We start from the raw sequence: 20,105 nt of genomic DNA, 5'->3' as shown, positions 1-20,105 counted from the left end.
AAGTGATATTTCCCATAGTGATAGTCCGTAATGATATTTGAGAAGATCCAGATAAATCTCGCCAGAATATTTCCCATTCAGCACTCATACGCACCGAGAGTACAACAATGACAGTAAATCGGGGTATACTTGGCTCCTGATAATTTCCCGGCTACTAGAACCTTTCTGATGAATTTACCCAATACAGACCAAATCAAAACTTACCTGCTGGGTTTGCAGGATAAAATCTGTGCCGCACTGGCTCAAGCTGATGGCAACGCTGAATTCACAGAGGAAAATTGGGTCCGTGAGGAAGGCGGTGGTGGCCGCAGTCGGGTATTGGTCAACGGGGCGGTATTCGAGCAGGCGGGTGTTAACTTCTCGCATGTTTCAGGCGCAGCATTACCAGCATCGGCCACAGCACATCGCCCTGAACTGGCAGGTCGCAGTTTTCAGGCGCTGGGCGTGTCATTGGTCATTCATCCGAACAGCCCTTATCTGCCTACCAGCCATGCTAATGTGCGTTTTTTTATTGCTGAAAAACCCGGTGAAAATCCCGTGTGGTGGTTTGGCGGCGGATTTGATTTAACCCCCTTCTATGGATTTGAAGAAGATGCGGTTCACTGGCATAAAACCGCCAATGGACTGTGCCAACCCTTTGGTGAGCAAGTCTATCCGCGCTATAAAAAATGGTGCGATGATTATTTTTATATTAAGCACCGCAATGAAGCCCGTGGTATTGGTGGCCTGTTCTTCGACGATTTAAACAGCCCCGATTTTGCTACCTGCTTCAATTTCACTCAGGCGGTCGGCAATGGTTTTCTTGATGCTTATATGCCGATTGTTGCACGGCGCAAAGCACTGAGTTGGGGTGAACGCGAGCGCGAATTCCAGCTTTATCGCCGTGGTCGTTATGTTGAGTTTAATCTGGTCTGGGACCGTGGCACATTATTCGGTCTGCAAACCGGGGGCCGCACAGAATCTATTTTAATGTCCCTACCGCCACTGGTGCGCTGGGAATATAATTATCAACCAGCGGCAGACAGCGCTGAGGCGGCATTGTACCGCGATTTTCTGCCAGTCAAAGACTGGTTAGCCGCAGGAGAACACCACTGATGCAAATTTGGGTTGATGCAGACGCCTGTCCGAATGTCATTAAGGATGTATTATTTCGTGCCGCAGACAGAACCGGCATGATGGTCACTTTGGTGGCAAATCAGCCACTTAAAACACCGCCCTCGAAGTTTATCCGCACCTTACAGGTTGCTTCCGGCTTTGATGTTGCCGATAACGAAATCGTGCAGCGCGTCGAAAAAAACGACTTAGTGATCACCGCCGATATTCCGCTGGCGGCAGAAGTGATTGAAAAAGGGGGGATTGCGCTAAACCCTCGCGGTGAGCGTTATACCCCGGATACCATTCGTGAGCGGTTGAATATGCGCGACTTTATGGACACCATGCGCGCCAGTGGTATTCAAACCGGCGGCCCCAACACCTTAAATCAGCGGGATCGCCAGCAATTTGCCAACGAGCTGGATAAGTGGTTACAGCAGGCCAGCAAAAACCGCCGAAATACCCTTCGTTCTTGAAGCCGCAGGGTTGTTAGCTGCGCGCACTCACCCGAATCACTTACAAGTGTAAGCTCATCGGGATTTGCTTGCTGGCTGCCTACCTGCAACTCCAATTACTTTGGGTATAAGTTTTTCATTTCACAAAAAACTACCGAAGCGGAAGAGGTTTTATAGTGGCTCGGTTTGTGCTTCAACCACCGCCAACGCCACCATATTCACAATTCGGCGCACCGAAGCAATCGGCGTCAGAATATGCACCGGTTTTGCTACCCCCATCAGCACTGGCCCGACTGTTACGCCCTCTGAAGAAGTTACGCGCAGCAAGTTATAACTGATTCGCGCCGCTTCCATATTCGGCATAATCAGCACGTTAGCCGCCCCTTTCAGTGGGCTGTCCGGCATCAGGTTATGGCGGATACTTTCCACCAGCGCCGCATCACCGTGCATTTCACCGTCGATCTCCAGTTCAGGTGCCATCTGATTCACCAATTCCAGAGTACGGCGCATTTTACGGGCCGCAGGGCAATTCGAGGTACCAAAACTTGAATGAGACAACAACGCCACTTTTGGCTCAATACCAAAACGGCGCACCGTTTCAGCCGCCATCAAGGTAATCTCGGCTAGCTGCTCTGGCGTCGGGTCATCATTGACGTAAGTGTCGGCGATAAACGTGTTACCGGTGGGCAACAGCAGCGCATTCATTGCGCCCGCCACATGCGCGCCCTTGCGGAAACCGAAGACTTTCTCAACCACATCATAATGCTCATGATAAGTGCCAATAGTGCCGCAAATCATCGCATCGGCTTCGCCCCGATGAACCATGATGGAGCCAATCAGTGTTGGGTTGCCAATCACGGCGCGCCGCGCTTGTTCCTGTGAAACGCCTCGGCGCTTCATGATTTGATAGTATTCATGCCAATAATCTTTAAAACGCGGGTCAGATTCATTATTAACCACTTCGAAGTCTTTCCCGGCAGTAATTTGCAGGCCCAATTTCTTCAGTCGAGTCTCAATCACACTCGGGCGACCAATCAAGATTGGATACGCCAACCCTTGAGAAATCAGCTCTTGAGTAGCATGTAATACGCGCTCTTCTTCACCTTCAGCCAACACCACCCGCTTCATCTCTTTTTTCGCCTGCGAGAAAATCGGCTTCATAAACAGGTTGGTTTTATAGACAAATTCCGACAGTTTCTCGACGTAAGCACTAAAATCTGTGATTGGGCGCGTGGCCACACCGGACTCCATCGCCGCTTTCGCCACCGCCGGTGCAATTTTCACAATCAAACGCGGGTCGAATGGTTTAGGAATGATGTATTCAGGGCCAAAGGAAAGGTCTTGTTCACCATAAGCGGATGCCACCACATCACTCTGCTCAGCCAGTGCCAGATCGGCAATAGCATGCACACAAGCCAGTTTCATTTCTTCGTTAATGGTGGTCGCGCCTACATCCAATGCACCACGGAAGATAAACGGGAAGCAGAGTACGTTGTTGACCTGATTAGGATAATCCGAGCGGCCAGTGCAGATAATCGCATCTGGGCGCACCGCTTTGGCTAATGGCGGTAAAATTTCAGGTTCCGGGTTCGCCAACGCCAGAATCAGCGGGCTAGGTGCCATGGTTTTGACCATGTCTTGCGTAAGCACACCGGGGCCGGAGCAGCCGAGGAAGATATCCGCACCCGGCATAGCATCGCCCAGTGTGCGCTGACCATTATCTTCAATTGCGTAAGCCGCTTTAGTTTCCGCCATATTGGCTTCACGGCCTTTATAAATCACGCCCTTGGAATCACATGCAGTGATATTGTGTGGCTTTAATCCCAGTGCGACTAGCAAGTTCAAGCAGGCAATGGATGCCGCCCCAGCCCCAGAGACCACCAATTTCACATCACTAATATCTTTCTTCACCACCCGCAAGCCGTTGAGCACCGCGGCGGTACAGATAATCGCCGTGCCGTGTTGGTCATCATGGAACACCGGGATTTTCATGCGCTCGCGCAGTTTCTTCTCAATATAAAAACATTCCGGTGCTTTGATATCTTCCAGATTGATACCGCCGAAAGTGGGTTCCAGCGAAGCAATAATGTCGATCAGTTTGTCAGGATCGAGTTCATCTATCTCAATATCAAACACATCAATACCGGAGAATTTCTTGAACAGAACCCCTTTCCCCTCCATGACCGGCTTACCCGCTAATGCGCCAATGTTGCCCAGCCCCAGTACCGCAGTACCGTTCGAAATAACCGCGACCAAGTTCCCGCGCGCAGTATATTTATAGGCGGCCAGTGGATCGGCAGCAATTTCCAGACAGGGTGCAGCAACACCAGGAGAATAAGCTAGCGCCAAATCCCGTTGGGTCGCTAGCGGTTTGGTTGGCGACACCTGAATTTTCCCTGGAGTAGGATATTGGTGAAAATCAAGCGCACTCTGTTTCAATTGTTCGTCCATTGTAGGTTCCCTTTGCTTTTATGCTTTGAGGTGGTATGACCAATAACAGAACCAGTATAGTGAGTGAATTATCACAATCTATGAAGCAGGCCATACTCTGCATAACATTTTTGCATCAACAGAAGAATTTACTTATCAATCAGGGGGAGTTATCAACAATGGGAGAATTAAGTGCCGCGAAATCACGGCAACAACATAGCGCTGTAATCCACATAAGAAGATTATTAATTTAATAAGCCGTGAATTTGCGCATACTGCAACAGCATAATGGTTTTACCATCTTTAATTCGGCCATCTGCCATCATGGCAATGGCTTCAGTGAACGGCAACTCCACCACTTCAATAACTTCGTCCTCCACACCGACATCATCGGTGACTTTCTGATCCGGATGATATTCAGCGGCAAAGAAATGGACAATTTCAGTCACTCCGCCCGGTGACATATAAGCCTCAAACAGTTTTTGTACTTTATCGACCTGATAACCAGTCTCTTCAACCGCTTCACGGCGAATACATTCTTCCGGTGAATCGTTATCCAGCAAGCCGGCACAGGTTTCCAGCAACATACCGTCGGAATTACCGTTTACATAGGTTGGCATGCGAAATTGGTTAGTCAGCACCACAGTGCCATTGGGGCGGTTATATAACAGAATAGTCGCGCCATTCCCCCGGTCATACACTTCACGAGTTTGTTGTACCGGGGTTCCATTATCGGTTATTAAATCAAAGGTATATTTATGTAGTTTGAACCAGTTTTTTGATAACAGTTCTTTTTGGATATTCTCAATTTTGACTGACATAGCACCTTCTTTAGCGGGCTAACAATAATTAGCGTAATCTTTCACTGGCAAGTTTATAAACCTCGCTACGTTCTCTTTTTCCTACTGCAACCACAGCAACTATCAAAATATCATCAATAACTTCATACACTAGTCGGAAACCTGAGGACCGTAATTTAATTTTGTAACAGTCTTTCATCCCACGTAGTTTAGCACTCTCAATATGTGGATTATCGCTGCACTTTTTTAATTTTTTGGCGAACTGCTGTTGTATCGTCTTATCCAGTTTGTGCCATTCCTTTAGCGCCTCTTCTCTGAACTTAACGGTATAGATCATAAATAGCTTTCCAAATCAATATCATGAAGTGGTTGGTTACGACGTTCGTTAACCAACTTAGCCAATTCATTATCGTCAAGCGCTTCCATTATTTGTTCATAAAGTTCAGCAGGCACACAATAAAACGCAGGTTGATTACGGTTCAGGATAGCAACAGGGAAACCAGCTCCGGCATTCACTGTCGCCATGGGATTTTTCTTCAGTTCACTCACACTCGCGCTAGTATCTGACAAAATTACACTTGGCATAAGCACCCCCAAAAGACCAGTTAACAGGTCTTATTATGCAAAAGGATACCTAATATAGCAATAAAAAATGCTCTGTCGACACGCAGTCCACAGAGCATTTGATTCGGGTTAACGAGCGCAGCCAACCCGGTTTCAAGTTCGCAGGGGATTAGAAACCGGTCGGCACATCCTTCATATCCGGCAACTTATGGGCAATACCTTTATGGCAATCGATACAGGTTTTACCTGCTTCAATGGCTTTACTGTGCATTTTCGCCGCCACCGTTTTCTGTGCCGTGAAGTCCATATTGTCGAAATTATGGCAGTTGCGGCATTCTTGCGAACCATTGGCTTTCATTCGCGCCCACTCATTTTCAGCCATGGTCAGGCGATGAGCCTCAAACTTCTGCTGCGTGTCAATCAAACCAAAAGTTTTGGCATACAATTCCTTGCTGGCCTTGATTTTACGCACCATTTTCGGCCCCCACTCATGGGGAACATGGCAATCCGGACAGGTCGCCTTCACACCACTGCGGTTGCTGTAGTGGATGGTTCCCATGTATTCCTGATAAACGTTGTCTTTCATTTCATGGCAGCTAATACAGAATTTCTCAGTATTCGCCATTTCCATGCCGGTATTAAAACCGCCCCAGAAAATGATGCCACTAACAAAGCCAATCAGCAGTAACGTCCCGAGTGCCAGCCGGCTAGGCCTGCGCCACCAATGCCATAATCGTTTGATAATACCGGGCTTTTTAGTCTCATTCATTGTTTATTCTCACAATAACCATCTTACTTATTGACCAAAACCAGGTGCTGGCTGGAAGCTATTACCGACAATTGGTGCTGCATCAGTTTGCGGCACATGGCATTGCAAGCAGAAGTAGCGACGCGGCGAAACTTCACTCGATACCTTGCCATCGCGGTCAATAAAGTGGGTTGGGCTCACACGCGGCGCGCCCGTAGCCCGGTAATGTTCAACACCGTGGCATTGTAGACAGCGGTTGGTGTTTTTGCTGACCTGATAACCATCCACACTGTGTGGCACCATCGGCGGTTGGTTAACATAGTTCAGTGCCATCCGCTGTTGCTGTTTGGGCATTTTCACCGTCCCCTCCGCCGTGCCGGAGACCTCGGGCGATTGGCTTAAATCCATCTCGACATTGCTGGCAGCATTAACAACACCGGCCACTACCAACACCGCCAGTAGTGATATCACAGAGATTACCCGGCGGCTGAATGCATGAAACATCGTGTTATTCATTATTTTCTCCTGAAAGACCGCGTCTTTTGCACAATCACGCAACAACCCGCGCCAATTTCACTGCGCATTTCTTGAAGTCAGTTTCTTTGGATAAGGGATCAGTGGCATCCAGCGTCAGGTTATTCACCAGCTGCGCGGCATCAAAGAACGGCATATACACCAGCCCTTGTGGCGGGCGGTTACGGCCACGAGTTTCGACCAGCGAAATCACTTCGCCACGGCGTGAAATCACTTTCACTTTGTCACCGCGCCGTAAATCACGGGCTTTAGCATCCAATGGGTGAATGAATAGCACGGCTTCTGGGAAAGCACGATGTAACTCCGGCACACGGCGGGTCATGGAACCGGTGTGCCAATGCTCCAGCACGCGGCCAGTGGAGAGCCACAGGTCATATTCCTGATCCGGGCTTTCGGCGGCGGGTTCATAAGGCAGCGCGAATATCACCGCTTTACCATCCGGTTTGCCATAAAAACGGACATCCTCGCCTTTCGGTACAAAGGGGTCAAAACCTTCGCGATAACGCCAGAGAGTTTCTTTACCATTTACCACTGGCCAGCGCAGACCGCGCTCTTGGTGGTAGCGGTCGAACGGCGCTAAATCATGACCATGGCCACGGCCAAATTCGGCATACTCTTCAAACAACCCTTTTTGCAGGTAGAAACCGAAGTCGCGCGCTTCATCATTTAATTGGTCAGCAGGAATCTCACTCAACGGATATTTATTCACCACATTGTTGGCAAACAGCACGTCATACAGTGTCTTACCGCGATATTCCGGTTTTTTGTCAATAAGCTCGGCTGGCCACACTTCTTCAACTTTGAAGCGTTTGGCAAACTCAACCATCTGCCATAAATCAGATTTTGCCTCACCCGGTGCCGGCACTTGTTGCCGCCAGAATTGGGTACGGCGCTCGGCATTACCGTAAGCGCCCTCTTTCTCGACCCACATGGCGGTCGGCAAGATAAGGTCCGCGGCCAGTGCACTGATGGTGGGATAAGGGTCTGAAACCACAATAAAGTTACGCGGATCGCGCCAACCCGGCATGCGGTCTTCATTGATATTTGGCCCGGCCTGCATGTTGTTATTGCACATCACCCAGTAGGCGTTGAGAGTGCCATCTTTCAGCGCGCGGTCTTGTGCCACTGCATGTAAACCGACTTTTTCTGGAATAGTGCCCGGCGGTAGCTGCCATTTGGTTTCGGCAATTTGGCGATGTTTTTCATTGGTGACCACCATGTCGGCGGGCAGGCGGTGGGAGAAAGTCCCCACTTCACGGGCTGTACCGCAAGCAGAAGGCTGGCCGGTCAGAGAGAAAGGCCCAGAACCCGGTTTAGAAATTTTGCCGGTTAACAGGTGCAGGTTGTAGCACATGTTATTGGCCCACACACCACGGGTATGCTGGTTAAAGCCCATGGTCCAGTAGGACACCAGCTTCACTTTAGGGTCTGCATATAGCTGCGCCAGTGACTCCAATTGGTCTTCCGGCACGCCGCTCATTTTGGCGGTTTTTTCCAGTGTGTACTCTGCCACAAAAGCTTTAAAATCATCAAAGCTCATTGGCTCAGAGGCATCGCTACCGGGATTTTTAGCCGCTTTTTCCAGTGGATGTGTTGGCCGTAAACCATAACCGATGTCCGTCGCACCCCGGCGGAAATTCACATGGCGGTCAAGGAAGCCCTGATCAACTGCATTATTTTGAATAATGTAATTGGCGATATAATTCATAATCGCCAAATCGGTCTGCGGGGTAAAGACCATCGGGTTATCGGCCAGTTCAAAGCTGCGATGCTCAAAAGTAGACAGTACAGCGATTCTGACATTGTCATCAGTCAGGCGACGGCTGGTCATACGCGACCATAAGATAGGGTGCATCTCCGCCATATTGGAGCCCCAGAGCACAAAGGCATCTGCTTCTTCAATATCATCAAAGCACCCCATCGGCTCATCCATACCAAAGGTGCGCATAAAGCCCACCACGGAAGAAGCCATACAGTGGCGTGCATTGGGATCAAGGTTGTTGGAGCGGAAACCGGCTTTCAGTAATTTGGATGCTGCGTACCCTTCCCACACCGTCCACTGGCCGGAGCCGAACATGCCTACCGCCGTCGGGCCTTTTTCTTTCAGCGCATTTTTAAATTTCAGTTCCATGATATCAAAGGCTTTTTCCCAGCTTACTGGGGTGAAATCGCCCTCTTTATCATATTGACCGTCTTTCATGCGCAACAGCGGCTGAGTCAGGCGGTCTTTGCCGTACATGATTTTAGGCAGGAAATAGCCTTTTATGCAGTTCAACCCACGGTTGACCGGTGAATCCGGGTCACCTTGAGATGCCACGATTCGGCCATTTTGCGTGCCGACCAAAACACCGCAGCCAGTACCACAGAATCGGCAAGGCGCTTTATCCCATTTTATTGCATTTGTTGTCTCGCCCACAGCAGCCTTGGCGACAGTGGGTATGGTCAATCCGGCAGCGCACGCCGCCGCAACTGCGGCATTGGCCTTCATAAAATCCCGGCGACTGAGTTTCATGGCATTTCCTCACCTTGCTGATCCTGCTGGTGATAAACCAGCGATACAGCCAACACACCATCCAGATTGCGTGCTGACTCAATATAATTCAGGAGCACGTCTGAGCGCGCTGCCTGCATAACCACCACCAATTTACCCAGAGCGGTATCACTGGTGGGTATTTCTGTTCCCGGAATCGCCAATAGGCTGTCGATTAGCGGCGCTATTCGCGCAGGTTTGGCTTGTATTACCAATCCACAGACATGCCATTCTTTATCGTCCATCTTCACTCCGGGTGAGGGTTACTGCCTGGACTGGGCAACTGGGTACACAGGCACCACAGCCGGTACAAGCAGGAAGGTCTAATTCGGGTTGAGCAATACCATTTAGCCGTGGGCGGAATTTAATCGCCCGCGTTTCACAACTGTCCTGACAACTGCGACATTCAATATTGTGAAAAGGTAAACAGCAGTCTGATATGTTGATTTTTAGCGACCAGGCGGGCAGTGCGGTCGCGGTGAAAACATCCGCTTCACAGGCCTGTACACAGGCTTGACAGAAATTGCACTCGGCACGCTGAAAATCTATTTCGGGGAACCCACCACTACCAGCAATCAACACGCCAGTTTCACAAGTGGCAACACAGTCATGGCAACGCGTACAGCCAGCAATAAAATCGCTTTCGATGACTGACCACGGTGGCCGAATCACTGAGGGCTGCTGCTTACCGGCTTGCCAAAAGCCAGTCAACAATTTACGCCGTGATAAATCAGTCATGCTGATATCCTTAACATCTACTGGCGCGCGTGCGTATACGTGAGCTAAGTGTTCATTTAAAGCTTGGTGAGTTACACCAATATAATGATAATAATTCTTATTTGTATTAAAGAAGATTCCCCAGTGTTGAGGTATTAGATACAGAATAATGAGTAATAAAATAATTACTCTTTAGAGTTAATCGTCGGTAGATATTGAGCAAGATCAATTAATTTAGTGGTTATTTGCGTGGTTTCTCACTGTTAAATCTATTTGCGTTATTACATTTTTTATATAACGATTCATTTGATGAGAATCGCTATCAAAAAGAAATGCAATTTAGTCATTATTCTTCAGATAAATTGCCGCTGTTAAATGAATTTGGCCGGCGTTTTAAGGTACACTCAAAGCGTGGTTAAACTAACTATGATGGATAACATGGTCGGCCAAATTAACGACCCCAAATAATCCACGATCAACAGCCAATCATTTAATGTTATTGGTTACAGGGACCTTACTTATCATGACCCAAAATCACACCATTATGATCGTTGATGATCATCCTCTCATGCGCCGTGGGATAAAACAGTTACTTGAACTGGATAGCAATTTTAATGTGATTGCTGAAGCCAACTGCGGCAGCGATGCTATTACCAAAGCGGCCGCGTGTCAGCCGGATGTCATTCTGCTTGATCTGAACATGAAAGGAATGTCTGGGCTGGATACCTTGAAAGCATTACGCAATGAAGGCATAGATGCGCGAATTATTGTTTTGACTGTCTCTGATGCGCGCAGTGATGTGTATGCAATGATAGATGCTGGTGCAGATGGCTACCTGCTCAAAGACAGCGAACCTGAAATATTGCTAGAAAATATCCGCCTTGCTGCAAAGGGTGAGAAAGTATTCAGTGATGAGGTCACACAATATTTATCTTCCCGACACGAACAGGTTAATCCATTCTCTGAATTAACCGAGCGGGAATTAGATGTTTTGCAAGAGGTCGCACGCGGAATGTCCAATAAACAGGTCGCGTTTGAGTTACACATTTCTGAAGAGACGGTAAAAGTGCATATTCGTAATTTATTACGGAAACTGAATGTTCGCTCGCGTGTTGCGGCAACCATCCTATTTTTAGAAAATAAAAAATACTAATAACTACCCTATTATCTATACCCTAAGTAATTCGAGTTGCAGGAAGGCGGAAAGAGAGAAAATCCCGATGAGCTTACTGTAGTAAGTGATACGGGTTATTGAACGTCGCCAACGCACATGCAGCTTGAAGTATGACGGGTATAATAGCAGCCAAGCTATTAGGTTATTCAATGGCTGCTAAAATAAAAACATGGTTATCGTCTATCCATTTTTTATTCAGTGGCCCCCAGCTATCTAACCGGTAATATCCAGCATTATTGCGCACCCCATCCTGCACAAATGTCATTGTAATGCCCAATCCTGGCAGCGCTTTCAAGACATCCTGCAATGTGCGCCGCGGCCACCCCGTCAATTCCATTAAGCGCGGCACATTCAATGACTCCCCTCGGCTGATAAGCCAGCAAAGGTAGAGACGACGAGCAAATACCGGATTAAGTTCCATAATACCTTCCTAGGTTGGATAGCTACTCAATAGTCTACTTGATAGCCGAAAAAACGCCTGTTTATCATTCTTATCACCATCAAGATGAATTAACTCAAATTTTAACGATGTTATTTACAGCTTCTCCTTATTTTCTTCACGTTTTATGCCGGATTCCCGCGTAAAGTGCACGGTAGATTCTGCTGCATTTAACTTGAGAGGCTGGCACTGCATGGCAAATTTTTTCATCGACCGCCCAATCTTTGCTTGGGTATTGGCGATAATTTTGTGTCTTACTGGCGCATTGGCAATCTCCACCCTCCCGGTTGAGCAATATCCCAACCTTGCACCGCCAAATGTGCGCATTAGTGCCTCCTATCCCGGAGCTTCGGCGCAAACACTGGAAAATACTGTCACGCAGGTCATAGAACAAAGTATGACCGGGCTGGATAACTTGCTGTATATGTCGTCACAAAGCAGCAGCGCAGGTACGGCCACCGTCACGTTGACTTTCCAGGCGGGCACTAACCCCAATGAAGCTATGCAGCAAGTGCAAAACCAGCTGCAATCGGCGACCAAAAAACTGCCGCAGGATGTCCAGCAGCAAGGTATTTCAGTCTCCAAATCCGGTGATAGCACCTTGATGATGCTGGCCTTTGTGTCCACCGATGACAGCATGGATAAACAAGATATTGCCGACTATGTCGCCAGTAATCTGCAAGATCCACTGAGCCGAATCGAAGGGGTTGGCAGTATCAATGCTTTTGGCTCGCAATATGCAATGCGGATTTGGCTCGACCCCAATAAGCTCAATAATTATCAACTGACGACACAAGATATTGTCACCGCCATCCAATCACAAAATAGCCAAATTGCGGTGGGCCAGCTTGGGGGGACGCCCGCGGTAGACAGCCAATCTTTGAATGCCACGATTAATGCACAATCCCAATTGCAAACACCCGAGCAATTCAGAGCTATCACGCTGCGAGTCAATCAGGACGGTTCGTTGGTCACCTTGGGTGATGTCGCAAAAGTCGAATTGGGTGCAGAGAATTACAATTACCTTAGCCGCTACAATGGCCAGGCCGCATCGGGGATGAGTATTCAGTTGGCTTCCGGTGCCAACGAATTGCAAACCGATGCTCTGGTGAAAGCGCGTATTGCCGAACTGACGCCTTTCTTCCCCCATGGCCTTGAGGCAAAAGTCGCTTACGAAACCACCCCCTTTGTGAAAGCTTCCATTAAGGATGTGGTGAAAACATTGCTGGAAGCCATTTTGCTGGTTTTCCTGGTGATGTATTTGTTCTTACAAAACTTCCGCGCCACACTCATTCCGACTATCGCCGTGCCGGTGGTGTTATTGGGCACTTTCGCGATACTGTCGGCATTCGGTTTCAGTATCAATACCTTAACCATGTTTGCCATTGTGTTAGCCATCGGCCTGTTAGTCGATGATGCTATCGTGGTGGTGGAAAACGTGGAGCGCGTGATGAGCGAAGAAGGGCTTGATCCGCGCGAAGCCACCCGTAAATCTATGGGGCAAATTCAGGGCGCACTGGTGGGCATTGCGCTGGTGCTGTCGGCGGTGTTTATCCCGATGGCTTTCTTCGGTGGCACCACCGGGGCCATTTACCGCCAGTTCTCCATTACTATCGTCTCCGCCATGGTGCTTTCCGTACTGGTGGCTTTGATTCTGACCCCGGCACTTTGCGCCACCATGCTCAAACCCATCAAACCGGGGCATCATCATGCCAAACGCGGTTTTTTTGGCTGGTTTAACCGCATGTTTGACCGCAATGCGCACCGCTACGAGCGGGGCGTAGCGCGCGTATTGCACCATAGTGCGCGTTATATGCTGCTGTATGTATTGCTGTTAGGTGGGCTGGCACTGCTGTTTATCAAGTTACCGACTTCATTTTTGCCGCTGGAAGACCGTGGCGTGTTTATGGCGCAAGTGCAACTTCCTGTCGGCTCCACTCAGCAACAAACACTCAAAGTGGTGCAGAAAGTCGAGAATTACTTCCTGACAGCAGAGAAAAATAATGTGCTGTCGGTATTCGCTACCGTGGGGTCCGGCCCCGGCGGTAATGGCCAAAACGTCGCGCGCTTGTTCATTCGGCTGGCAGATTGGGAACAGCGAAAAGACAGCAATGACTCATCTTTTGCCATTATTGAACGCGCCACCAAAGTGTTTAATAAAATTGTCGAGGCCCGAGTCTCGGTCAGCAGCCCACCGGCCATTTCAGGTTTAGGTGGCTCATCAGGTTTTGATATGGAATTACAAGATCACGGCGGCTTAGGCCACGATAAACTGATGGCCGCCCGTGACCAATTACTGCAAATGGCTGCCCAAGACCCCGCGCTGACTCGCGTGCGCCATAACGGGTTAGATGATAGCCCGCAATTGCAGATAGATATTGATCAGCGCAAAGCACAAGCACTGGGCGTGTCATTGGATGATATTAACAACACGCTAAAAACCGCGTGGGGTTCGACTTACGTTAATGACTTTGTTGACCGCGGCCGAGTGAAGAAAGTGTATGTCCAATCCGAAGCCACGGCGCGGATGCTGCCGGAAGACGTCAACAAATGGTTTGTGCGCAATAAAAGTGGCAGCATGGTGCCTTTCTCGGCATTTTCTACCACCCGCTGGGAATATGGGTCGCCGCGGCTGGAGCGCTACAACGGCTATTCGGCATTAGAAATTGTCGGCGAAGCCGCTCCGGGCGTCAGTACCGGTACCGCCATGAATGTGATGGAAGGGTTGGTTAAACAACTGCCCAATGGATTCGGCCTGGAATGGACGGGAATGTCCTATCAGGAGCGGCTATCTGGCTCACAAGCGCCGGCGTTGTATGCTATCTCGCTATTAGTGGTGTTTTTATGTCTGGCGGCGTTATATGAAAGTTGGTCGATACCCTTCTCGGTGATGTTAGTGGTGCCGCTCGGAGTGATTGGGGCGGTCGCTGCCACCTGGATGCGGGGCTTGGAAAATGATGTCTATTTCCAAGTCGGATTGCTGACCATTATTGGGCTATCCGCCAAAAATGCCATATTGATTGTCGAATTTGCCAGTGAGTTGAACCATAAAGGCAAGGATTTGGTGGAGGCGACGCTTGAAGCTTCCCGCCTGCGGTTGCGGCCAATTCTGATGACATCACTGGCATTTATCTTTGGTGTATTGCCGATGGCTATCAGTCAAGGCGTTGGCTCAGGTAGCCAACATGCGGTGGGTACCGGCGTGATGGGCGGGATGATTTCTGCAACTGTGCTGGCTATTTTCTTCGTGCCACTGTTCTTTGTCTTGGTTCGCCGCCGCTTCCCTGGCAGACCGCCGCGCGTGAAACAACAATAGGCCAACACTGGCGGCTTGAAAACCGGCGGCTTGAAAGATGACGGGCATAAAAAAGGCAGAAGCTATAAAGTTTCTGCCTTTCTGCGAGCGAAGCCTCGCCCCTTGGTGTGTATCGATAAAACAACAAAAGATATCAATTCTTACTGCTGGTTTATTCGCTTATGCCTTGCGCAGCATAGCCTCGATAAACTCTTTCCACGTACTTAATTCAAAATCGACCATAACTTCCTCTTCAATTATCGCGACTCATTATACGCCTATTTTTTGAACAGTCAAAATTGAAAACCGCCGAATGAGAAAGCCAGCGAATGGGCGACAAACCCGGCCTACTTTGGGGGAAGCTGGCCGGGGTCACCCAGTTTATTAATGCTGCAAGGCAGATTTACACTTTAGGGAAGACCCATAAATGCTCCACAGGCAAAGAGAGCTGGCAGAGTTCTTCCTGCCCCACTTTCGCGCCATAAGCACGGATGACAAAATCCTCAGCCGCCGTGCGGAACAGGTATTCCCAGCGGTCTCCCAGATACATGCTGGTTAGCAGAGGTAAAGTCAGTTGGTTGCCATTCGGGTCATCCCCTAGACAGACGCGCTCCACACGGATCACCGCCGTCCCCTCCTGACCAGCAATAACCCCCTCAGCAGCCCGTCCCCATAAGGCCCAATCTTTACCCTCGATTCGCGCCTTACCCTCATGTACCTGCGTAACCTTGCCGTGTAAGCGGTTATTGCTGCCCATAAATTCAGCCGTGAATAACGTCGATGGCGAGCCGTACATTTCCTGTGGCGTACCTTGCTGCTCAATTTTCCCATTATTAAGCAATAAGATACGATCCGATATTGCCATGGCCTCGTTTTGGTCATGGGTGACCATAAGTGCGGACAAGCCGAGTTTAATGATCAATTCGCGCAAGAATACCCGCGCTTCTTCGCGCAGTTTGGCGTCCAGATTCGACAGCGGCTCATCCAGCAAAATCACCGGCGGGTTGTAAATCAGTGCTCGACCAATGGCTACACGTTGCTGCTGACCACCGGAAAGTTGGTGAGGATGACGATGGCCCAATTCCCCCAGTCCCAATTGATCCAGTACATTTTGTACCCGTCGGGTGATTTCTACCGCCGAGATTTTGCGTAATTTCAACGGGTAAGCAATATTCTCAAACACCGTTTTATGTGGCCACAAAGCATAAGACTGGAACACCAAGCCCAGATTGCGTTCTTCAGCAGGGATTTCATGGCGCGACATACCGTCATAAACTGTATTTTCACCAATGATAATGCACCCTTGCACCGGCTTTTCCAGCCCGGCAACTGCCCGCAATAACGTCGTTTTGCCACTCCCCGATGGCCCCAGCAGTGAGACGACCTCACCGCGCTTTAATTGCATCGATACCCCTTTTAATACGGGGTTATCGCCATAAGTTAAATGCAAGTTATCTACTGAAAGTTCAATCATTTAATTTAACTCCAAAGCGCAATGCAACACCCAGCCCCAACACCACCAGCAGGATATTAATAAAAGAGAGTGCGGCGACGATATCAATCGCACCAGCCGCCCACAGCGAGACCAACATTGAGCCGATCGTTTCCGTCCCCGGAGAAAGCAGATAAACCCCGGTGGAATATTCGCGCTCAAAAATCAAGAACATCAGCAACCACGAGCCAATCAGACCATAGCGGGCTAACGGAATGGTGACATGGCGAGTGACCTGGCCCCGGCTGGCCCCATTGCTGCGCGCCGCTTCTTCCAACTCTGGCCCCACTTGTAGCAATGTCGAGGAAATCAGCCGTAGACCATAGGCCATCCACACCACGGTGTAGGCCAACCAAACGCTGAAGATGGTGCTGCGCAAAGAACGGAGCCACACCACCAGATGTTCCCGCAACCATTCAGCCATCGGCAAGACAGATAACCAGCCCTCTTTCAATGAGTTATCCAGCCACATTGGCAAAAACAGGAAGACCCAGAGGAATGCCAGCCCCGCCAGCAAGCCCGGAACCGCACGCGGCACCAGCACGCTGTAGTCGAGAAAGCGCGTGACGCCATCCGGCTTGCGGTGCATGGCAATGCCGATAAACAGATAACAGATAACCGCCAGCGCACCGCCGAACACCCCGATGGCCATTGAGTTGACGATAGCGCGCAACAGATTAGGTTGCTGCCAAATAGTGCGGAAAGTCTCGATAGATAACTCATCCCAGATAGATATCCCCACCCCCCAGTTGGACACAAAAGCGCGCAGCACCACCCCCAGCAGCGGGACGCCAATAGTGACGGTTAGCCAAAAGGCCACCACGCCCCCCGCCACCCAACGCCATTTGCCCAATGGTAAGAGTCGCGCCTGAGCAGCTTTGCCTTTGACTGTCACGAAACGATTAGCGGTGCGCATCAATACGCGCTGTAACATCACTAACGGAATAGTGATGCAGATAAGCACCACGGCAACCGCGGCCATTAGATGGTAGGACGGAGTACCCAGTTTATTGGTCAACTGGTAGAGATAAGTTGCCAGCACCAGGTTGCCCTCAGGATCACCCAATACCAACATCAGCCCAAACACTTCCAGCCCGAGGAAGAACAGTAATACCGTGGCATAGAGGATTGACGGGCGCACCATCGGCAAACTCACCGAACTCATGACCTGTAGAGGAGAGGCCCCCGCCGTGCGCGCGGCTTCTTCAACATCAGAACCCACACTGCGTAATGCCGATGAGATATACAAATAAGCATGGGGAACATGCGTTAAGCCGGCAATCACCACAATGCTGGACATGGCATAAATATTCCACGGCACCACGCCCAGTAAGGTTTCCGCCCACAAGGACATAAAGCCCACCGGCCCGACCGCCACCACGTAACCAAACGCCAGCACCATCGGGGAAACAAAAATAGGCACCAAAATTAAGGGTTCTATTATCCGCCGCCCCGGTAAGTCCGTCCTGACCATCAGAAAGGCCAGGATCCCCCCGAGCGGAATAGCAATAACCACCAGCCCGAAGGCCAGAATAAATCCGCTTTTCAGTGCCTTATAAAAATCAGGATCAGCAAAAATAAAGCGGAATGCTTCGAAGCTGAGCACTTTGGCGGGTGAGAAGAAAGGGGCTGAAAGGAAACTTTGAATAACAATAAATGACAGCGGTATGTAAATAACCAATGTTGTTATCAACACTACCAAGCCGCGCGGCAAGCCCTGCCACTTTCTGCGCAATGCTTTCATAATGAGTCCTGTGGGTTAGATATCCATGAATAACAAAGGGTAAATCAGGGGTGCGCACCGCCATCGGCAATACGCACCAGAGGAGGCCTTTATTTCGCCGCAGCAAGACGCCATTGCTTGATATAGTCCAGACGCTTAGCCTGCCCCATATATTCCAAGAGACTTTCATCAACCGGGATAGGCTTGAGTGCCGCCCCCAGTTTTTTGGTCATCCCGTCGATGTCATTACTGCCGTCGATATCATTGCGGATAGAAGGAATATCGGACTGATTAGCCAAAATATTTTGGCCTTTTTCCGATAGCACATAATTAAGCCACAGTTTGGCCGCATTATTATTGCCTGCATTTTTACTGATGAAAATGACGCGCGACAGCACCAAGGTGTAGTCCTGCGGGTAGGCAATCCCAAGAGAAGGGTCGGTTTTGGCTCGAGCTTCCGCGTAAGAACCGAGGAGATTGAAACCAATCAGATTTTCGCCGGATGACACTCTTTCCATCATCGTGCCGGTGGAAGACTGCACTGTCAGCCCCCCTTTGGCCATATCCGCCAAGGTCGCGAAATAGTTAGGATCAGCTTTGAAATCCTGTACTGACAGCATGAATCCTAAACCTGACTTTTCAATATCATAGGTGGTGACTTTCTTTTTGAATTTATCCGGCTGGCTGGCGATAAATTTGGCCAGGGCGGCGTGGGTGGTTGGGAAGTCGGCTGGCGGTATCAGCCGCTTGTTATAAATAAACACCACCGGCTCGTAAGTGGTGCCATAGGCTTTATTTTTCCATACCGCCCATGTGGGCAATTCTTGCTGTTCTGGCGAGAGATATTCCTGCGCATAATCAATCGCCAATTTCAGGGCAGTATCCATAGAGGAACTCCACACCACGTCACCACTACCACTGCCCGATGCTTGTTCACTGATATAACGGTTGTATAACTCGGTGCTATTCATGTCGTTATATTCAACTTTAATCCTCGGATAGGCGGCTTCAAAACCCTTAATCAGTGGGGCGGCAGCTTTGATATCCGTGGAGGCATACACCACCACTTTGCCCTCCTTTTGGGCACCTTCTACAATTTTTTGATAATCAGCGGGGTAATAAACTGGGGGTTGCGCTGCGGATTGAGCGGACATAGAGAAAGCCGCCAGTGCCACTGCGCTGATCATAAACACCTTAATCTTCCATAACATAGAATTAACTCCAATTTACATTTATGAAACCAATTACGAACATATATTCAATATCCATTAATTAGCAATGAAGTTAATTCTTTGTCTTCCTATTTTGTGATAGTGCTCGTTTTTTAACCTTAACTTAGTGTAATTATCACTCAATAAAATTATCCACAAAGATTAGAGTGGAATACAAAAGGGGCCGATTAGTGAGTAAACCGCCACTTTGCTTGCCTGTTAGGTAATTCCGGAGTAGCGTGCACATATATCCCCTTCGCACTTGAAGCTGCAGGGGTGTTCGCTTGCTGCCTACCTGCAACGCCAAGTTCTTGGGATATAGCAAGTTCTTTGGACATATATTGGTAAAATACAGAGTAAAACCATGAAGCATTCTATTGATTCGCTGAAAGAGTTGGGCCGTTATGATGATGCAGTGGCAATGGCGCAAAACTTACTGCGCGGTGATCCCCATAACGCCAGCCTGCTGTATAAGATTGCCTCGTTGTATGATGTGCAAGGGTTAGAGTTGCAAGCGATCCCCTTCTATCGTGCTGCTATCGAGCATAATCTGGCGGGTCAAGAGTTACAGGAGGCTTATCTGGGGCTGGGTAGCACTTATCGAGCTTTGGGGTTATATCAAGAATCATTGGATACTTTTGATCGCGCGCTGGTGAGTTTCCCACAGGCCAAAGAAATAACCTTGTTCCGGGCGATGACCCTGTACAATCTGGGTGAAACCAAAGAAGCGGTCGCCACCTTATTGATATTGCTGGCTGAAACTTCAAATCATCAGGATATCAGCCTCTACCAGAAAGCCATTCGCCAATATGCTGCTGATCTTGACCGGATTGGCTAAAAACTCTTGGCTGCATTTTCGCCCTTATAGCCATCTGAATTAAAACCCCATTTTTCGTATTAT

Annotated in this window: 18 protein-coding genes; 5 read left to right on the top strand and 13 right to left on the bottom strand. The window is 49.2% G+C overall.

The features are described from left to right. Positions 1-168: 168 nt before the first annotated feature. Both hemF and DXZ79_RS05880 read left to right on the top strand, forming a co-directional pair. Positions 169-1,095: an oxygen-dependent coproporphyrinogen oxidase gene (gene hemF / locus DXZ79_RS05885; RefSeq protein ID WP_038635025.1), complete on the top strand. Its 927-nt coding sequence runs from the start codon at positions 169-171 to the stop codon at positions 1,093-1,095. After that, positions 1,095-1,568, top strand: coding sequence for a YaiI/YqxD family protein (locus DXZ79_RS05880; RefSeq protein WP_038635028.1), 474 nt, complete (start codon positions 1,095-1,097; stop codon positions 1,566-1,568). The genes hemF and DXZ79_RS05880 overlap by 1 nt, the downstream gene beginning before the upstream one ends. Positions 1,569-1,718: 150 nt before the next feature. Here DXZ79_RS05880 and maeB read toward each other — a convergent pair whose 3' ends face one another. The 9 genes from maeB to napF all read right to left on the bottom strand — a co-directional run bounded on the left by maeB (position 1,719) and on the right by napF (position 9,891). Further along, positions 1,719-3,998 carry an NADP-dependent oxaloacetate-decarboxylating malate dehydrogenase gene (maeB, locus tag DXZ79_RS05870; protein WP_038635031.1) on the bottom strand — a complete coding sequence of 760 codons (2,280 nt, stop codon included), beginning with the start codon at positions 3,996-3,998 and terminating at the stop codon, positions 1,719-1,721. 224 nt (positions 3,999-4,222) lie between these two features. Beyond that, positions 4,223-4,798 carry a GDP-mannose pyrophosphatase NudK gene (nudK, locus tag DXZ79_RS05865; RefSeq protein WP_038635033.1) on the bottom strand — a complete coding sequence of 192 codons (576 nt, stop codon included), beginning with the start codon at positions 4,796-4,798 and terminating at the stop codon, positions 4,223-4,225. Between the two features lie 28 nt (positions 4,799-4,826). Next, the gene (locus DXZ79_RS05860) at positions 4,827-5,114 is read right to left on the bottom strand and encodes a type II toxin-antitoxin system RelE family toxin (RefSeq protein WP_038635036.1); all 288 of its coding nucleotides are present in this window, start codon (positions 5,112-5,114) and stop codon (positions 4,827-4,829) included. Beyond that, the gene (locus DXZ79_RS05855) at positions 5,111-5,362 is read right to left on the bottom strand and encodes a type II toxin-antitoxin system Phd/YefM family antitoxin (protein WP_038635039.1); all 252 of its coding nucleotides are present in this window, start codon (positions 5,360-5,362) and stop codon (positions 5,111-5,113) included. Before DXZ79_RS05855 ends, DXZ79_RS05860 begins: the two co-directional genes overlap by 4 nt. A 148-nt stretch (positions 5,363-5,510) precedes the next feature. After that, positions 5,511-6,110: a cytochrome c-type protein NapC gene (gene napC / locus DXZ79_RS05850; protein ID WP_050291471.1), complete on the bottom strand. Its 600-nt coding sequence runs from the start codon at positions 6,108-6,110 to the stop codon at positions 5,511-5,513. Between the two features lie 27 nt (positions 6,111-6,137). Next, complete coding sequence (gene napB, locus DXZ79_RS05845; protein ID WP_072089045.1) at positions 6,138-6,593, bottom strand: nitrate reductase cytochrome c-type subunit; 456 nt, start codon at positions 6,591-6,593, stop codon at positions 6,138-6,140. A gap of 46 nt (positions 6,594-6,639) precedes the next feature. After that, on the bottom strand, positions 6,640-9,135 hold the full coding sequence (gene napA / locus DXZ79_RS05840) for a nitrate reductase catalytic subunit NapA (RefSeq protein ID WP_038635047.1): 2,496 nt from the start codon (positions 9,133-9,135) through the stop codon (positions 6,640-6,642). Next, positions 9,132-9,398 carry a chaperone NapD gene (gene napD, locus DXZ79_RS05835; RefSeq protein ID WP_019081761.1) on the bottom strand — a complete coding sequence of 89 codons (267 nt, stop codon included), beginning with the start codon at positions 9,396-9,398 and terminating at the stop codon, positions 9,132-9,134. Before napD ends, napA begins: the two co-directional genes overlap by 4 nt. After that, a complete protein-coding gene (gene napF, locus DXZ79_RS05830) occupies positions 9,388-9,891 on the bottom strand; it encodes a ferredoxin-type protein NapF (RefSeq protein ID WP_038635051.1) in 504 nt (167 codons plus the stop codon). Before napF ends, napD begins: the two co-directional genes overlap by 11 nt. Before the next feature lie 502 nt (positions 9,892-10,393). Between napF and narP the strand changes: the two genes are divergently transcribed. Beyond that, positions 10,394-11,023 carry a nitrate/nitrite response regulator protein NarP gene (gene narP, locus DXZ79_RS05825; protein WP_038635054.1) on the top strand — a complete coding sequence of 210 codons (630 nt, stop codon included), beginning with the start codon at positions 10,394-10,396 and terminating at the stop codon, positions 11,021-11,023. A gap of 163 nt (positions 11,024-11,186) precedes the next feature. On the opposite strand, the gene DXZ79_RS05820 is transcribed toward narP, so the two are convergent. After that, positions 11,187-11,465 (bottom strand): winged helix-turn-helix domain-containing protein, encoded by a 279-nt coding sequence (locus tag DXZ79_RS05820; protein ID WP_038635056.1) that lies wholly within the window; start codon positions 11,463-11,465, stop codon positions 11,187-11,189. A gap of 211 nt (positions 11,466-11,676) precedes the next feature. On the opposite strand from DXZ79_RS05820, the gene acrD reads away from it, so the two are divergent. Continuing rightward, a complete protein-coding gene (gene acrD, locus DXZ79_RS05815) occupies positions 11,677-14,799 on the top strand; it encodes a multidrug efflux RND transporter permease AcrD (protein WP_120011152.1) in 3,123 nt (1,040 codons plus the stop codon). Between the two features lie 382 nt (positions 14,800-15,181). Here the strand turns inward: acrD and DXZ79_RS05810 are convergent, their stop codons facing one another. The 3 genes from DXZ79_RS05810 to DXZ79_RS05800 all read right to left on the bottom strand — a co-directional run bounded on the left by DXZ79_RS05810 (position 15,182) and on the right by DXZ79_RS05800 (position 19,204). Further along, complete coding sequence (locus DXZ79_RS05810; RefSeq protein ID WP_038635062.1) at positions 15,182-16,252, bottom strand: ABC transporter ATP-binding protein; 1,071 nt, start codon at positions 16,250-16,252, stop codon at positions 15,182-15,184. Next, the gene (locus DXZ79_RS05805; protein ID WP_038635065.1) at positions 16,245-18,014 is read right to left on the bottom strand and encodes an ABC transporter permease; all 1,770 of its coding nucleotides are present in this window, start codon (positions 18,012-18,014) and stop codon (positions 16,245-16,247) included. The genes DXZ79_RS05810 and DXZ79_RS05805 overlap by 8 nt, the downstream gene beginning before the upstream one ends. Before the next feature lie 89 nt (positions 18,015-18,103). Further along, positions 18,104-19,204, bottom strand: a complete 1,101-nt coding sequence (locus DXZ79_RS05800; protein WP_120011151.1) for an ABC transporter substrate-binding protein — start codon at positions 19,202-19,204, stop codon at positions 18,104-18,106. A gap of 364 nt (positions 19,205-19,568) precedes the next feature. Between DXZ79_RS05800 and DXZ79_RS05795 the strand changes: the two genes are divergently transcribed. Then, on the top strand, positions 19,569-20,042 hold the full coding sequence (locus DXZ79_RS05795) for a tetratricopeptide repeat protein (RefSeq protein WP_038635072.1): 474 nt from the start codon (positions 19,569-19,571) through the stop codon (positions 20,040-20,042). Positions 20,043-20,105: the final 63 nt, after the last annotated feature.

The sequence above is a fragment of the Yersinia rochesterensis genome (genome assembly GCF_003600645.1).
GTDB classification, from domain to species: domain Bacteria; phylum Pseudomonadota; class Gammaproteobacteria; order Enterobacterales; family Enterobacteriaceae; genus Yersinia; species Yersinia rochesterensis.
The sequence above is the reverse complement of the archived record's forward strand: the minus strand, read 5'-3'. Positions and strand labels throughout refer to the sequence as shown.

Coding starts and splice junctions, on each gene's coding strand:
- hemF (WP_038635025.1), top strand. CDS start 169: ATGAATTTACCCAATACAGACCAAATCAAAACTTACCTGCTGGGTTTG.
- DXZ79_RS05880 (WP_038635028.1), top strand. CDS start 1,095: ATGCAAATTTGGGTTGATGCAGACGCCTGTCCGAATGTCATTAAGGAT.
- maeB (WP_038635031.1), bottom strand. CDS start 3,998: ATGGACGAACAATTGAAACAGAGTGCGCTTGATTTTCACCAATATCCT.
- nudK (WP_038635033.1), bottom strand. CDS start 4,798: ATGTCAGTCAAAATTGAGAATATCCAAAAAGAACTGTTATCAAAAAAC.
- DXZ79_RS05860 (WP_038635036.1), bottom strand. CDS start 5,114: ATGATCTATACCGTTAAGTTCAGAGAAGAGGCGCTAAAGGAATGGCAC.
- DXZ79_RS05855 (WP_038635039.1), bottom strand. CDS start 5,362: ATGCCAAGTGTAATTTTGTCAGATACTAGCGCGAGTGTGAGTGAACTG.
- napC (WP_050291471.1), bottom strand. CDS start 6,110: ATGAATGAGACTAAAAAGCCCGGTATTATCAAACGATTATGGCATTGG.
- napB (WP_072089045.1), bottom strand. CDS start 6,593: ATGTTTCATGCATTCAGCCGCCGGGTAATCTCTGTGATATCACTACTG.
- napA (WP_038635047.1), bottom strand. CDS start 9,135: ATGAAACTCAGTCGCCGGGATTTTATGAAGGCCAATGCCGCAGTTGCG.
- napD (WP_019081761.1), bottom strand. CDS start 9,398: ATGGACGATAAAGAATGGCATGTCTGTGGATTGGTAATACAAGCCAAA.
- napF (WP_038635051.1), bottom strand. CDS start 9,891: ATGACTGATTTATCACGGCGTAAATTGTTGACTGGCTTTTGGCAAGCC.
- narP (WP_038635054.1), top strand. CDS start 10,394: ATGACCCAAAATCACACCATTATGATCGTTGATGATCATCCTCTCATG.
- DXZ79_RS05820 (WP_038635056.1), bottom strand. CDS start 11,465: ATGGAACTTAATCCGGTATTTGCTCGTCGTCTCTACCTTTGCTGGCTT.
- acrD (WP_120011152.1), top strand. CDS start 11,677: ATGGCAAATTTTTTCATCGACCGCCCAATCTTTGCTTGGGTATTGGCG.
- DXZ79_RS05810 (WP_038635062.1), bottom strand. CDS start 16,252: ATGATTGAACTTTCAGTAGATAACTTGCATTTAACTTATGGCGATAAC.
- DXZ79_RS05805 (WP_038635065.1), bottom strand. CDS start 18,014: ATGAAAGCATTGCGCAGAAAGTGGCAGGGCTTGCCGCGCGGCTTGGTA.
- DXZ79_RS05800 (WP_120011151.1), bottom strand. CDS start 19,204: ATGTTATGGAAGATTAAGGTGTTTATGATCAGCGCAGTGGCACTGGCG.
- DXZ79_RS05795 (WP_038635072.1), top strand. CDS start 19,569: ATGAAGCATTCTATTGATTCGCTGAAAGAGTTGGGCCGTTATGATGAT.